The 14,830-nt window shown below is 56.2% G+C and carries 10 protein-coding genes; 5 read left to right on the top strand and 5 right to left on the bottom strand.

Going from position 1 to position 14,830, the window contains the following annotated elements:
- Positions 1 to 7 precede the first annotated feature (7 nt).
- From ssuD to ssuE, 3 genes are all read right to left on the bottom strand, one after another.
- On the bottom strand, positions 8 to 1,156 hold the full coding sequence (gene ssuD, locus AP059_RS20215; protein ID WP_059765715.1) for an FMNH2-dependent alkanesulfonate monooxygenase: 1,149 nt from the start codon (positions 1,154 to 1,156) through the stop codon (positions 8 to 10).
- 31 nt (positions 1,157 to 1,187) lie between these two features.
- Entirely contained in the window at positions 1,188 to 2,153 is a 966-nt protein-coding gene (locus AP059_RS20220) for a sulfonate ABC transporter substrate-binding protein (RefSeq protein ID WP_059765717.1), read from the bottom strand.
- 81 nt (positions 2,154 to 2,234) lie between these two features.
- Positions 2,235 to 2,828 carry an NADPH-dependent FMN reductase gene (gene ssuE, locus AP059_RS20225; RefSeq protein WP_059765719.1) on the bottom strand — a complete coding sequence of 198 codons (594 nt, stop codon included), beginning with the start codon at positions 2,826 to 2,828 and terminating at the stop codon, positions 2,235 to 2,237.
- A gap of 311 nt (positions 2,829 to 3,139) precedes the next feature.
- Between ssuE and AP059_RS20230 the strand changes: the two genes are divergently transcribed.
- Positions 3,140 to 8,482 carry a dermonecrotic toxin domain-containing protein gene (locus tag AP059_RS20230; protein ID WP_059765722.1) on the top strand — a complete coding sequence of 1,781 codons (5,343 nt, stop codon included), beginning with the start codon at positions 3,140 to 3,142 and terminating at the stop codon, positions 8,480 to 8,482.
- Positions 8,483 to 8,500: 18 nt separating this feature from the next.
- Here the strand turns inward: AP059_RS20230 and AP059_RS20235 are convergent, their stop codons facing one another.
- Together AP059_RS20235 and AP059_RS20240 are read right to left on the bottom strand one after the other, a co-directional pair.
- A complete protein-coding gene (locus AP059_RS20235; RefSeq protein ID WP_059765724.1) occupies positions 8,501 to 9,139 on the bottom strand; it encodes a peroxiredoxin in 639 nt (212 codons plus the stop codon).
- A 294-nt stretch (positions 9,140 to 9,433) separates the two neighbouring features.
- Entirely contained in the window at positions 9,434 to 10,780 is a 1,347-nt protein-coding gene (locus AP059_RS20240; protein WP_059765726.1) for an OprD family porin, read from the bottom strand.
- A gap of 499 nt (positions 10,781 to 11,279) precedes the next feature.
- Here AP059_RS20240 and tauA point away from each other — a divergent pair, with 499 nt between their 5' ends.
- The 4 genes from tauA to tauD are packed head-to-tail and all read left to right on the top strand — an operon-like array spanning position 11,280 to position 14,807.
- Positions 11,280 to 12,260, top strand: a complete 981-nt coding sequence (tauA, locus tag AP059_RS20245; RefSeq protein ID WP_059765730.1) for a taurine ABC transporter substrate-binding protein — start codon at positions 11,280 to 11,282, stop codon at positions 12,258 to 12,260.
- Between the two features lie 27 nt (positions 12,261 to 12,287).
- A complete protein-coding gene (tauB, locus tag AP059_RS20250) occupies positions 12,288 to 13,082 on the top strand; it encodes a taurine ABC transporter ATP-binding subunit (RefSeq protein WP_059765732.1) in 795 nt (264 codons plus the stop codon).
- Entirely contained in the window at positions 13,079 to 13,918 is an 840-nt protein-coding gene (tauC, locus tag AP059_RS20255) for a taurine ABC transporter permease TauC (protein ID WP_059765734.1), read from the top strand. Before tauB ends, tauC begins: the two co-directional genes overlap by 4 nt.
- A 55-nt stretch (positions 13,919 to 13,973) precedes the next feature.
- Positions 13,974 to 14,807: a taurine dioxygenase gene (gene tauD, locus AP059_RS20260; RefSeq protein WP_048363946.1), complete on the top strand. Its 834-nt coding sequence runs from the start codon at positions 13,974 to 13,976 to the stop codon at positions 14,805 to 14,807.
- The last annotated feature ends 23 nt before the right edge of the window (positions 14,808 to 14,830 follow it).

Raw genomic sequence — 14,830 nt, forward strand, 5'->3', positions numbered from 1 at the left:
GGCCGCCTCAGCTCTGCGACGCGGCTTTGGGGAGGATGTCGTTGGCCACCATTTCGCCAAACGGGCTCACATATCCGGCACTTTTCGGCAGTTCCGGGCGCTCGATATCCAGGTGCGGGAACAACAGCTCCGCCACGCGATAAGACTCTTCCAGGTGCGGGTAGCCGGAGAAGATGAACGTGTCGATGCCCAGGTCGGCATATTCCTGAACCCGTGCCGCGACCGTTGGGCCGTCACCGACCAGCGCCGTGCCCGCGCCGCCGCGCACCAGCCCCACGCCCGCCCACAGGTTGGGGCTGACTTCGAGGTTATCGCGGCTGCCGCCGTGCAGCGCAGCCATGCGTTGCTGGCCCACCGAATCAAAGCGCGCCAAAGAGGCCTGGGCGCGGGCGATGGTGTCGTCGTCCAGATGCGATATCAGCTTGTCTGCGGCTTTCCATGCCTCTTCATTGGTCTCGCGCACGATGACGTGCAAACGAATGCCGAAGCGCACCGTGCGCCCGAGCTTGGCGGCTTTGGCGCGCACTTGTTCAATCTTTTCAGCGACCGCGGCAGGTGGCTCGCCCCACGTCAGCACCATTTCAACTTGTTCGGCGGCCAGATCCTGCGCCGCTAGCGACGAACCGCCAAAGTACAGCGGCGGACGCGGTTGCTGGATCGGCGGGTACAACAACTTGGCGCCTTTGACGCTGATGTGCTGGCCATCGTAGTCCACGGTTTCGCCTTCGAGTACACGGCGCCAGATGCGGGTGAACTCCACCGACGCCTGGTAACGCTCTTCATGGCTGAGGAACAGGCCATCACCGGCCAACTCCTCCGGGTCACCCCCCGTCACCAGATTGAACAGCGCCCGCCCGCCCGACAAACGATCAAGCGTCGCCGCCTGCCGCGCGGCCACGGTGGGCGAAACGATGCCAGGACGCAAAGCCACCAGAAATTTCAGGCGCTGGGTCACCGGGATCAGTGCAGCGGCCACCAGCCAGGAGTCTTCGCAGGAACGGCCGGTGGGGATCAACACCCCGCCAAAACCCAGCCGATCCGCCGCTTGCGCCACTTGTTGCAGGTAACCGTAATCGACAGCGCGGGCGCCTTCGCTGGTGCCAAGGTAATGGCCATCACCGTGGGTAGGCAGGAACCAGAAAATATTGAGGCTCATGGAGTGGTCTCCTAAATGGGTACGGCAAGCGTTAGAGGGCTTTGGCCACAGCGGCCGGGGGCGTCCAGATCACGTCTTTGACCACCAGCGGTTTGGGGATCAACTTGAGCTGGTAAAAACTGTCAGCGATTTTTTGCTGTGCGTTGATCACCTCCGGGGTCAGAAATTGCGCGCCGTAACCCTGGCGTTTGACGGCTGTGAGGGTGATCTCGGGAGACAACCCCAGCAGCGGCGCCACTTGTTGGGTTACCTCTTGAGGGTTGGCTTTGGCCCACTCGCCAATGTTGCGCACTTCATCCACCAGGGTTTCGATCACCTTGGGGTGCTGCTGCGCATACGGCTTGGTCGCCAGGTAGAACTGATGGTTGTCTGCGATACCGCTGGCATCACGCAGGGTGCGCGCTTGCAACTGTTGCTCGGCGGCGGCCTGGTACGGGTCCCAAATCACCCACGCATCCACACTGGCGCGTTCGAACGCCGCACGCGCATCCGCCGGTGGCAGGAATACAGTCTGGATATCGGAATACTTCAGGCCCGCGTCTTCCAGTGCACGCACTAGCAGGTAATGCACATTGGAGCCTTTGTTGAGCACGACTTTTTTGCCCTTGAGGTCTTTCACCGAGGTGATCGGCGAATCCTTGGGCACCAGAATCGCTTCGCTGGTGGGCGCCGGTGGCTCGTAGGCGACGTAGAGCAAATCAGCGCCAGCCGCTTGAGCGAACACGGGGGGTGTTTCACCGGTGACGCCGAAGTCGATTGAGCCGACGTTCAAGCCTTCCAACAGTTGTGGGCCACCGGGGAACTCAGTCCACTGCACCTCGACGCCCTGCTCGGCCAGACGCTTTTCCAGCGTGCCTTTGGCTTTGAGCAGCATCAGCGTGCCGTATTTTTGATAACCGATGCGCAGGGCATCTGCTTGAGCTTCTAACACGACGCCGAAGGACACAGCCGCAGCTAACAGTGCGACCAGACCTCGACGCAAAATGACAGGGCGCATGGCGCTCTCCTTTTGTTATTCGAGATTCGGGTTGCACCTGCCGAGCCGTTAGCGGGTCAGTAAGGTGGGGAAAGCGTTAAATCAGATACTCCAGCGAGCCGCGACCAGGCGCTCGTTCAGAAGGTTGGGGTCCAGCGGCTTGGGGCGACGGGCCAGCGCGCTGTAAAACTGCTCCAGCGACTCGTTCAAGCGCTGTTCCAGTACCGGCGCCAACTGTGCTTGAGCGCTGCCTTCGCCATAAGCAATCTGGCTGTCATCGGCAAAGATACCGTGCAGCATTTCTTGGGCCTTGAGCGCCGACAACACGGGTTTGAGTGCGTAATCCACTGCCAGCATGTGGGCGATGCTGCCGCCCGTAGCAATGGGCAACACCACCTTGTGACTCAGCGCGCGTTCAGGCAGTAAATCGAGGACGGTTTTCAGGGCGCCGCTAAAAGATGCCTTGTACACCGGTGTCGCAATCACCAACCCGTCGGCGTTTTCGATCTGTTGCAGCAGGTCGATGATTTTCGGGCTGTCGAACCGCGCATGCAGCAAATCCTCAGCCGGGAAATCGCGCACCTGGTAACTCACCACTTCGACGCCTTGGCGGTTGAGCCAACCTTTGGCGCGGTCCAGCAATACCCCGCAGCGGGATCGTTGGCTTGGGCTTCCTCCGAGAGTCACAACCAGCATCTAGGTATTTCCTTGCATGAATGTGTGCAAACCGCTGTCAGCGTTTTCGCTTGAGTGAAGAGACCTTAACAGGGGATTTTTATATCTATAAATCATATTTATTCATTTGTTTATTCCTTAAATGAATATGCAGCGCGATGCTTTCAGGCACCCGCCCCGCCTGGATTCGACACCCTCTTAAAACTGCGTCCCCCCGGGCCGTTTACGGGCGCATTCGCGCCTCCATTCGCGGGCGCAAATAACAGCTATGTACCTCCCAGCCTCGGGTCTGGCGACATAGGGTGCAGGTCATTACTCACAAGGAATGCATGATGAGCGAGAGGCCTGCGAACCCTTTTTATTCACCCCTTTCTGTAAAAGAAAGTTTTCTGACCCATGCACGCGAGGCACTGGCGCGCGCAGATATCACGCTGGCTGAAAAACAGTGGATAGACACCTGCGCGACACCCCGCGAGACCGTGCCCGATCCCCCGGTTATCGGCGGCTATGCGTACCATCTCAGCATCAGCTATCCCAATGCGCCGGCTATCACCTTTAAAGGCGTTTGCCTGCTGTGTGCCGAACCCAACGACGCCAGCAGCTACTTCCTGTACTCGCTGGTAGAGGGCTTTAAGACATTTGGCCAATGGTCTGAGGTTGTTGCCCATATACGCCACCGCTTGGCTAACGCGGAGGCTGGGTTGATCTATTCCACGCCTTTCTCTATGCGCCATCGTTTGGCAGAAACCAGCGACGCTGCGTTGGTAAAAACAGGTATAGCGGGCGATGTGTTTGAAAGCATGAGTGAGCGGTTCGATGATCAAAGCGACGCCGATCGGCTTGTCACGGTGACGTTAATGTCCCAACTGCCTTCTGCCCGCTCAGCCCTGTTTCAACGACTTCAAGCAGCCACTCACATTGCCGGGCCATCGACGGGGGCGGTTGAAAAAACCTGCGCCATCACTTCGCTCACGGCCGGGCACCCAATAGTGGATTGGGCATTTGAGTACTACTTGAAAGGCACCATGGTCGACAGTGAGTTCGTTGAATACAGGCCCTCTACTACCTGCAACCCGCCAGTCATCACGAGTCGCAGTGAAATCGAACTCAAGCTGATCAGGATGATGGCAAGTACAACCCATGATCTGGACGCCGAAATTGCCAAGGAACTCTTGGAGGCCTGGACCGCCCTTCAACTGCCCTTTCCGACGTTGCAAGCCACACTGGTCTACGAACTAAGTGACCGCTTTTTGAACGAACTCCTCCAGGCGCGACATTCCGGCCGCGTGAGTTCGAACACATTCAACCAACTGTTTGGGGGGATCTATCTAAACAACGGGGCGCCACTACAAAGTGTTTTGTTGCACATGAATCAAACGCTGTTTTCACCCATCGCCTGGGAGGGGTGGTATGGCATCTTTATTGGCGACACGCGCGGTCAATTCATTGTCATGACCGACAAGGGCCTCGAAGTATTTGATTCGTGGGCGCATTTCACGCTCACCGTTTTGCCTCGCGTCACGTTATCACTGTTCCAAAAACGAGTTGATGGCCCCCAAGGTCTGGAAGCGTCCTTAGCGCGCCATATGGCGCGCGGCGATCGCGCAAATTTAAGCCTGACGTCGCCACTTGCGTTCGGCCACACGTTGCTTCATGGCAACCTGTTTGCAACCGTAGAACAACGGCTTTTTCAAAAAGTCATCGCTGATGCGCATTACTTGTCTGAATGGATAAAAAAGCTGGCTTACCCACAGCGGTCGTATACCGCGAAGGACTATGCCGGTCTGATATCAGCAGTACTGGATGACGCACTGGATATTCGCGCCCTGGTCAACCCGGCGCTGATACCGCTGTTTAATCAGCAGCGCTGGAGCACTCATCTGTCCTTGGGACAAAGCACTATCGCAACCGAAGGTAATGTATTGAGTGTTGTGAAATCCTCCGTCCAGGAAATCAAAACAGATTTACAGGCACTTGATAACCAACTCGACCGGCTCCTGGCAGCCTTTCCCAGTGTCGCGTCATTCGTTAAACACCTGTTCGCTCAGCACTGGTTGAGCACCAACAGACTGGCGCTGGAGATTGAAAAAATAGAGGTGTATGACTCTTCGCTGCTCACCCCCCCTGCCACACCGCCAACCCTGATTGATGCCCTGTTGGAGCACGTGACGGGGCATACGCCGTTACCGATCAAGTACACCCGTGTGCGTTATCAAATAAAACAGCAGGACAGCACCCCCGCCACCCTGATCGACGCAGCCCAAAGTGCAGCGATTCATCGGGTGTTATTCACGATGGCGCAGGGCTTTAGTGCTGCACTGATTGATTACTTCACCGAAGCGCTGCTACACGAACAAAAAACCCCACTGCCAACACCGCCTGACCACCCCATGAGCGGTATTAAAAAACTGGCTGATTTACGCCTTAAGAACCTCTGGGCCGGCGGGCTGTATTTTTATCAATATGACCCCTCACTCTCAACGCACGACACAAGCTGCATTGAAATATTCAACCTGGGCTGGCAGCGCAATGAGCGCCCGTCGTATTACCACTTTGTGTCCGATGTGTTTAAAGTCATTCTTTATTCGCGCCAGGCCGGTATCACCGCCACCCTTGAAGAGTGTTTTCTCATCACGGAACGCGGCGGGCTGGACACCTCCTGTTGCGGGCGAGTTTATTTTTGGTCTCCGGCCAAAAAGTTCGAAGTGTTCGCCACTCTCACGGCCTGCCAGGCCGCCTTGCGCAAACGGCTTTTTGATAACAAAGAGAGCGAGACATTAATCTCGACCCTGGGCCGTGTTCAACGAGCGACCGTGATTGCCAACCGGGCAATGCTGCTGGCCGAAAACAGCGACCTCTTTAGTTTTGAAGTTTTCGAGGACAACTTTTTAGAAGCCTTGTCGCGCAGCAGCATCCAACAACATATACAAGACCTGTCGGCGGTGATGGACGAAGCCATCGACATCAACATGCCAAGTGCCATGCTGCAAGACAGCGTTCTTAATTACAAAACGCGCATCCGCCACAGTTTCAATCTCACGGCCCTCCTTCAATACGTTGACACGCTGCAGTTTGAGGCGGCCCTGCCAAAAGCCTTAAAAGAAGCCCCCTTACAAGACCAACTTGAATACGCCAACCTGTTAGAGCGTTACCGGGATGCGGTCAGAAACAACCACGACTACTTGCACGATATTCCCGATATCAACGACTTCGCCTACAAGGCACTCAAAGCTCAACTGAGCGCGGACTACCCACACACTGAACTGGACCCGCATGACATTGAGGTCACTGTCACCGTTACCACATCACCCGCCTGGACTGCACAAATTGCAGCGGCGGGAGGGGCCGTGTCCAGAACCATCCAATCCTTCACAGCGTATGCGCTTCGAGGATTTGGGCAACTGACAGGGCAGCTATCGCTGCGCTCGCTAAGCGCGAATGTGTTACCGCCAGCGCTCAATGAGTTCGCAGTCAAAACGCTGGTGCGACACTTAAACATCGGTGGCCAGTACCGAGCCTTGCTGGGTGAAAAACTGCCCCGTGGCAAACCGGACTATGCCGCACGGTTCGGGATGTTCTGTAATCAACTGCCTCCTCAAGTTCTGGAAACAGCGTTCAACCTTAAGTTGGCAGGCCAGCTCACAGACGCGGCGTACCGCTGTATTGAACAGGTCATGAACATGCCCGATGGCGGCGCACGCGAACCTGTCAACGGCAAGCGGATCCGTTTGCGGCGCTTACAACTGTGCACATCCAGCGATGCGACCCCCGACCCGGTGAAAGGGGTGTATGTGATCAGCCCCGAGGCCCCTGGCGAAGGGCCTTTTGTGGTGTGGGCCACGTACAGCGAGGATTTTTCATTCAAGGAGTATCCCGATGAACAGCACTTTATTTTCGACCTGTGTTCGCGGGCCACACTGCAAGCGCTAATCCTGAGCAGGCTTACCCCCTACACCCGAAAAAAATACGATAACGGCGGTTTTAAAGAGCCGCACATCACCTACATCTCTCAAGACTTCTTCAGTTTTGATGTGTATTCAACACCCAGCCCCGTCACGCTCTCCAGCGAGGCCATCGAAGGCAATGCATTTTTGACCTTGTACGACGACAACACCGTGATGTTGCTGGATATGGCCAAACAGCAATCGGTCACCACCTCAGAAGCCGACTGGGCATCGTTCAAGACCCTGCTTTCATTGATCGCTGAAACAGCCCTCATGTTTTTGCCGGGTAAGCTCAGCCTGCCCATCACTGTTTGGCAGACACAAGACACATTGAAATCATCGGTACTGGCGGCAGCCGAAGGGCACTGGGGCGAAGCGCTAACCCGTTTTGTAGCCTCCATAATGATGCTGATCACCGCGCGAAGTGGCCCCGCCCAAAGGCCGCATGAACTTCCCGTGGGTATGCACCCAGCCCCCCCGGTCGTCACTCAACCCATCCCCGCCGCTGGCGAAGTTTCGTTATTCAAGGCCCGGCAACTGAATACCCTGCAACCCTATATTGATCACCTCGTATCCCTTCATGACATGACCCTCAATGAAGAAACCGGCATGTATAGCAACGCGGCCAACGAGGCGAACTACATCGTGTTGGCCGGCAATATTTATCGGGTTAAAAAAGACCTTCAACGCTGGCGCATTGATATAGGTGAGCACCGCACAGGGCCAGCAATACAACGTGATCGCCTGAATCGCTGGGAGCTGAACACGCGTGAGCCTTTGTTGGGAGGCGGGCCAATACTGTCCAGACCTGCAGTGCCTGCCAGACGTTTTCCTGACTCGGTGACCGAGGCAGAGGGCATGCCGCAGATCCGTAGCCTTTTTCCTGCTAAAGCCGCTGCGATTGAAGCGGCTCACCAGCGGGCGATTGAATACTTGATCGAGGCAAAAAAGGTTCTAAAGCGTCTGCACAATCCGGGGCGCCAATACGAGCAGCACCGTCAGTGGCTTGAAGATTTTTTCGGCAGCCCAGGCATCATGCCCAGTCAGGTCAAAAAAATTGAAACCGCGATTAATTCAATTTTGGGCCGCCTGCTAAAGCCCTCAATGAACCCCCTTAACTCCGAGCGCTACGTCTTGCTTCGCCATGTGCCCACTAATCAGTCTGAATTGGCCTTCGTACTGATCAATGACACGCGCAAGTACATCTACATTTACGAAGGGTTCTTTCAGACACTGCTTGACCCTTTCAACACCGGCATCATGTTGGGGTTAAAACCCACCCATCCACCGTTCGACTTCAATCTGCACTTTCGCGCAACCACGCTTATTCACGAGGTGTCGCATCAAACGGCCAAGACCGTGGACATTGCCTACTTGAATTCGGGTTCGCCTTACGTCGAGCTACTAAAAAATAGCGCAGCGCCATTTCATAACATCCTCGACCAGCTATCGAGTTTGCAGGCCACGGCATTATCCAGGTCGACAACGATCAGTGACCTGTTCATAAACCAGAACGCGGCCGCCCCTTCGACTACAAGCCTGCCTGCAAATACCCAACAACGCATTCTGGCGGTGACTGGCGCCCCGACACTGGATCAGGCGCGCCTGGCTTTTTTGAACGACCCGCAGGTTCGTTTCAATGTCATTGTTTGTAACGCCGACTCCCTCACCTTGGTGATCAGTCGACTGGGCGGCAATATTGAGCGCTATCAACCCCTCGCTCATCCCTGAGCGCGGGTTGGCCAGGCCCTACTTGTTCGGTTGGGGCGTCAGACGCAGGTAAGGCTTCACCGCGCGGTAGCCTTTGGGGAAGCGTTGTTTGATCTCCTCTTCGTCCTTGATCGAGGGCACGATCACCACGTCGTCACCGTCTTGCCAGTTGGCCGGGGTGGCGACTTTGTAGTTGTCGGTGAGTTGCAGCGAGTCGATTACTCGCAGGATTTCATTGAAGTTGCGCCCCGTACTGGCCGGGTAGGTGATGGTCAGGCGAATCTTTTTGTTCGGGTCGATCACGAACAACGAGCGCACGGTGAGGGTGTCGCTGGCATTGGGATGAATCAGGTCGTAAAGATCGCTCACCTTGCGATCGGCATCGGCCAGGATCGGGAAGTTGACCACGGTGTTTTGCGTTTCGTTAATGTCCTCGATCCACTTGTGGTGCGAGTCCACCGGGTCGACGGAGAGTGCAATGGCTTTGACGCCGCGCTTGGCGAACTCATCTTTGAGTTTGGCGGTGAAGCCCAGCTCTGTGGTGCACACCGGGGTGAAGTCCACCGGGTGCGAAAACAATACGCCCCAACTGTCGCCCAGCCACTCATGAAAATGGATATTGCCAGCGCTGGAATCCTGTTCAAAATCGGGGGCGATATCGCCGAGTCTAAGGCTCATGGTGCAGTTCCTTTTTATAAGAGATGGCGAGGCAGTGAGCGTTCACTCTGCCTGTGGCATGACTTAATTTAAAAGAATGAATGACTATTGACTTAGATCAAAAGTGAATATTAAAAACTGTTTCATTGGACGCACCCCAGCACCGGGTCCACTCTGGGCTCAGGTTTAGGCAAGGGGAGCGGCAGGGAGCTGCGACTATTAATGTGTTGCGAATTGATCGTTCTGGTCTTCGGTAAACACCCTGCCCGGCATTGCGCCGGGCAGGATTTTTCTTACCTTTACGCTACGCCCGAATTACAGCAACGGGATCGAGTAGCTGACGATCAGACGGTTTTCGTCCTGATCGCGTTGGCCAGCAATGTCGTTGCGCCACATGGCGTTTTTCCACATTACGCCCAGATTTTTCAACGGACCTTCTTGCACCACGTAGGCCACCGTGATGTCACGTTCCCACTCGGAAGCGCCATTGCTGGTCTGGCCACTTTTGCCATAGGTGTCGATGTTATCGCCACGCAGGTACACCGCACCGGCCGTCAGGCCCGGTACGCCAACCTTGGCAAAGTCATACGAGTAGCGTGCTTGCCAAGTACGTTCGCCGGCACGGCCAAACTTCTGGATTTGCATGTCAGTGATGGTGTAGTTCGACGAACCGTCACCCTGGTTCAACCACGGGAAGTCGCTGCTGCCGTTGCTCACCTGGTAACCACCACCGAAGGTGTGACCTTCAACGGTGTACAGGAACAAGCCGCTGTACAGGTTGTTGTCGACTTTACCTTTACCGTTTTTCAGCACGCTGTTGCTGTAATCGCCGTTGCTGAAGTACGAGGAGTCATAACCGTTTTTGCCGTCATCACGGCTGTTGAAATAACGCAGATCCGTTTTCAACACGCCCGGACCAATCGACCAGTTATGTACCAGGCCCAGGAAGTTCTGTTTGTAGAACTTGTCTAGGTTGCCGTAGTAGTACTGAAGCAACAGGTCTTTGGTGACCTTGTAGTCGCCACCGGCGTAGATGAACTTGTTGCTGTTGGCTGTGCGAGCGTTCGCACCACCAATCGACATCTGTTCGTTGTTGCTGGAGTTACGGCCTTTAACGTGCTCGATCTGACCACCGATCAGGGTCAGGTCCTTGAACTCATTGGAGGTGATTTGGCCACCTTCAAAGGTCTGAGGCAGCAGACGACCATCGTTATAGGAAATGACCGGCAGTTTGGGCATCAGGGTGCCGTAACGCAGTTCGGTCTGGGAGATCTTGGCTTTGGCTGTCAGGCCCAGGCTGGAATATTCATTTACCGCGTCGCCGTTGGACTTGCTCGGGAAAACCGTGCCGCCATACGAACCAACACCATTAGTCCCGCCGCCCGAATCCAGACGCACGCCCAACAGCGCGATAGCGTCCACACCGAAACCGACGGTGCCTTGGGTGAAGCCCGAGGTGAAGTCCAGCTGGAAGCCTTGGCCCCACTCTTCCTGCTTGTTCTGAGCGCCAGCCGCTTTGGTACCCGAGTCGCGGTTATCGGTATTGATGTAGAAGTTGCGTAGCTTCAGGGTTGCCTTGCTGTCTTCGATGAAGCCGGCAGCGCCTGCTTGTTGCGCCAACAAACCTACGGCCACAGCCACGGCCAAGGTGGACTTGTTCATTGTCTTGCTCCTTTGCTTTTCTAATTTTTGTAGTTCTTTAACCCGAAATCTGACGTTTCGGTGCTAGAGATGCGCGATTAGCGCCAGACCGTGACTGACAAGTCAATCGTAACTATTCATGTCTACGACCTTTGTCTAGTCATCCGTCATTTGTGCGTAGGGTAATGGCTTTTGGTTAAACCCAAAAAGGTTTATTTCTAAACTTTTAAGACCTAATAGCTATATACAAAGAAACTTCCTACGCTCGGGTGGAGGGATGCTATCGGCCTTTGGTCTAATTTCTAAACAGAATTTTATGAAATTTTTAAGCCCCTAAAGGTATAACGCTGCGCGGCAGATCAGCTGTAGAAAAAAACCCCGCATCAGTCGTGTTACGCGCGCGGGTAAGAGGGATGCAGAACTTCATAAGCTAATGCTTAAAAGTTATTTATTTAGCCATTCTTAGATCATTTAACCTCGCACTCTGCCGATCTCCGGCCGCCTGTCGAGGAGCTTCATCGTGAAATTGCATTCTCCCCTTCGCCTTCTGGCGGCTTTGTCTCTGGCGACTGCCAGCTTCTTCGCACAGGCTGCCACCGACGTCACCGTGGCTTACCAAACCACCGTAGACCCGGCGAAAGTCGCCCAGGCCGACGGTGCTTATGAACAGGCCACTCAAGCCGACATCAAGTGGCGCAAATTTGATAACGGCGCCGATATCATTGCCGCCATTGCGTCGGGTGACGTGCAAATCGGCTACCTGGGTTCAAGCCCGCTGACCGCGGCCATCACCCGTAATGTGCCGGTTGAAACCTTTTTGATCGCGACCCAGATCGGCGGCGCTGAAGCCCTGGTCGCCCGCAATGGTTCGGGTATCAACAGCCCACAGGATCTGGTCGGTAAGAAAATCGCCGTACCCTTTGTATCCACAGGGCACTACAGCCTGCTGGCCGCGCTCAAGCACTGGAACATTGACCCCTCAAGCGTGACGATTCTGAACCTGGCACCGCCGGCGATTGTTGCCGCCTGGAAGCGCGGCGATATTGACGCGACCTACGTGTGGGATCCGGCATTGGGTAGCGCCAAAGAAAACGGCAAGGTCCTGATCACCTCGGGCGAGCTGAGCAAATTAGGCGCACCGACCTTCGATGCCTGGATCGTGCGCAAAGACTTCGCGGCCAAACACCCGGACATCGTCAAGGCGTTTGCCAAGGTGACCCTGGATGCCTACGCCGATTACCACAAAGACCCGAAAGCCTGGCTGGCCAATCAGAGCAACGTCGACAAACTGGTGAAGCTCTCGGGTGCCAAAGCCGCTGACATCCCTTTATTGCTGCAAGGCAACGTGTACCCGCTAGCCACCGACCAAGCGGTGTTGCTCGGCGCACCCACCACTAAAGCCTTGGCTGATACTGCGGCCTTCCTCAAAGAGCAAGGCAAGGTTGACGCCGTTCTGCCCGATTACGCGCCTTCAGTAAACGCCCGCTTTATTGCCCAATAACTCACGCTGATTCAGGAGTCGCCCGTCATGGCCTTGTTATCACTGGAGCGCATCAGCGCACAGTATCCGGGGGCTGCTGAGCCGGTACTGTCGGATATTTCCGTCAACCTCGGCCCTCAGCAACTGCTGGTTGCACTCGGCCCGTCGGGCAGCGGCAAAACCTCGTTATTGAATTTGATCGCAGGCTTTGTCGAACCCAGTGGTGGACGCATCACCCTTGACGGGGCTCCGGTTCACGGTCCAAGCGCCGAACGTGGCGTGGTGTTTCAGGATGATGTTTTGTTGCCTTGGCAAGACGTGCTGGCCAACGTCGCGTTCGGCCTGGAGTTGGCAGGCGTTGCACGAGCCCCACGTGAGACACGTGCTCGCGACATGCTGGCCCTGGTGGATTTGTCCGGTTTTGAAAAACGCCGCGTCTGGGAACTGTCGGGCGGGCAAAAACAACGCGTAGGTCTGGCCCGCGCCTTGGCTGCCGACCCTCGGGTATTGCTGATGGACGAGCCGTTTGGCGCGCTCGACGCCTTTACCCGCGAGCAAATGCAAGAGCTGCTCCTGCAAGTGTGCCGACGCACTGCCAAACCGGTATTTCTGATCACGCATGACATCGAGGAGGCGGTGTTTTTGGCCACCGACCTGATTCTGTTGGCCCCCAACCCCGGCCGTATTGTTGAGCGCCTGACCCTGGATTTCGGCCAGCGTTATAACGCGGGTGAATCGGCACGTTCGATCAAGTCAGACCCGCGCTTTATCGAAACCCGCGAGCACGTGCTTGAACGCGTGTTTTCGCAACGCGGCGCCGCTCAGCGGCAGGAGCACGCATGAGCAGTTATGAATTGACAAGCAACCAGGCCCCGGTCGCCGTGCCCCATGCGCCACGCCCGATCAAGCGCAGCCTGAGCACCCGCTGGATCAGTGTGCTGACCCTGATCACGTTGATCGCCCTCTGGTGGGCCGTCACCGCCGCGGGTTTGATCGAGCCGCTGTTTTTACCGCCACCTTCGGCCGTGCTGGAAAAAGGCTGGTTGTTGGCGACAAAAGGCTACATGGACTCAACCTTGTGGCAGCACTTGGGCGCAAGCCTGAGCCGCATCGGGCTGGGCTTGGGCTTTGCGATTTTGACGGCCATCCCGGTGGGCATCGCGATTGGCCATAACCGAATTGCACGAGGGATTTTCGACCCGCTGATCGAGTTCTATCGACCGATCCCACCACTGGCCTATTTGCCGCTGATCGTGATTTGGTGCGGTATTGGCGAACTGTCGAAAGTGCTGTTGATTTACCTCGCCATTTTCGCCCCCATCGCCATTGCCACCGCCACCGGCGTACGCACTGTCGATCCGGCCAAAGTGCGCGCCGCACAATCGTTGGGGGCCAGCCGCTGGCAGTTGATTCGCCATGTGATTTTACCCAGCGCCTTACCGGACATTTTGACCGGCGTGCGCATTGGTTTGGGCGTGGGCTGGTCGACCTTGGTGGCCGCCGAGTTGATCGCAGCGACCAGTGGTTTGGGGTTTATGGTGCAGTCCGCCGCGCAATTTCTGGTCACCGACGTGGTGGTGCTGGGCATTTTGGTGATAGCCATCATCGCCTTCGCCATGGAAATGGGCCTGCGCGCCCTGCAACGCAAGCTGGTGCCGTGGCACGGCCAGGCTCACTAACTTTTTCGAATAAACACGACGCTGATCAATCGGCGCGCTGATGAAGAGAATAACCATGAGCCTGACCCTTACCCCCCTTAGCTCTGCCCTTGGCGCCCAGATTGAAGGCGTTGACCTGACTCAGCCGTTGAGCCTCGAACAGCGCGATGCCATCGAACAAGCGCTGCTCACTCATCAGGTGATCTTCTTCAAGAACCAGTCCATCACCCCGCAACAGCAAGCACGTTTTGCAGCCAATTTCGGCGACCTGCACATTCACCCGATTTACCCCAACGTGCCCGAACAGCCAGAAGTGCTGGTGCTGGACACCGCCGTGACCGATGTACGCGACAACGCGGTCTGGCACACCGACGTTACATTTTTGCCAACGCCAGCCATGGGTGCCGTGCTGAGCGCCAAACAACTGCCTGCGTTCGGCGGTGACACATTGTGGGCCAGTGGCATTGCTGCATTCGAAGGGTTATCAAAACCGCTGCAACGGTTGCTGGATGGGCTGACGGCCACACATGACTTCACTAAATCGTTCCCGCTGGAGCGCTTTGGCTCCACACCCGAAGACTTCGCCCGCTGGGATCAAACCCGTAAAAACAACCCGCCGCTATCACACCCGGTGATTCGCACGCATCCGGTCAGCGGTCGCAAGTCCCTGTTCGTCAACGAAGGTTTTACCACGCGGATCAACGAGCTTTCAGAGGCCGAGAGCGAAGCAATCCTCAAGCTGCTGTTTGCCCACGCCACCCGCCCCGAATACACCATTCGCTGGCGCTGGCAGCAAAACGATGTGGCCTTTTGGGACAACCGCGTCACCCAGCATTACGCTGTGGATGACTACCGTCCGAACCGGCGCGTGATGCACCGCGCCACGATTCTGGGTGATGCCCCGTTTTAATGGCCCGCAGGTTCACTGAGGGC

Source organism: Pseudomonas sp. TAA207 (assembly GCF_001529285.1).
Classification (GTDB): domain Bacteria; phylum Pseudomonadota; class Gammaproteobacteria; order Pseudomonadales; family Pseudomonadaceae; genus Aquipseudomonas; species Aquipseudomonas weihenstephanensis.

Bases quoted from the DNA above. Each gene is read 5' to 3' on its own strand.
- tauD (WP_048363946.1), top strand. From the start codon at position 13,974: ATGAGCCTGACCCTTACCCCCCTTAGCTCTGCCCTTGGCGCCCAGATT.
- AP059_RS20235 (WP_059765724.1), bottom strand. From the start codon at position 9,139: ATGAGCCTTAGACTCGGCGATATCGCCCCCGATTTTGAACAGGATTCC.
- AP059_RS20230 (WP_059765722.1), top strand. From the start codon at position 3,140: ATGAGCGAGAGGCCTGCGAACCCTTTTTATTCACCCCTTTCTGTAAAA.
- ssuD (WP_059765715.1), bottom strand. From the start codon at position 1,156: ATGAGCCTCAATATTTTCTGGTTCCTGCCTACCCACGGTGATGGCCAT.
- AP059_RS20220 (WP_059765717.1), bottom strand. From the start codon at position 2,153: ATGCGCCCTGTCATTTTGCGTCGAGGTCTGGTCGCACTGTTAGCTGCG.
- ssuE (WP_059765719.1), bottom strand. From the start codon at position 2,828: ATGCTGGTTGTGACTCTCGGAGGAAGCCCAAGCCAACGATCCCGCTGC.
- tauC (WP_059765734.1), top strand. From the start codon at position 13,079: ATGAGCAGTTATGAATTGACAAGCAACCAGGCCCCGGTCGCCGTGCCC.
- AP059_RS20240 (WP_059765726.1), bottom strand. From the start codon at position 10,780: ATGAACAAGTCCACCTTGGCCGTGGCTGTGGCCGTAGGTTTGTTGGCG.
- tauB (WP_059765732.1), top strand. From the start codon at position 12,288: ATGGCCTTGTTATCACTGGAGCGCATCAGCGCACAGTATCCGGGGGCT.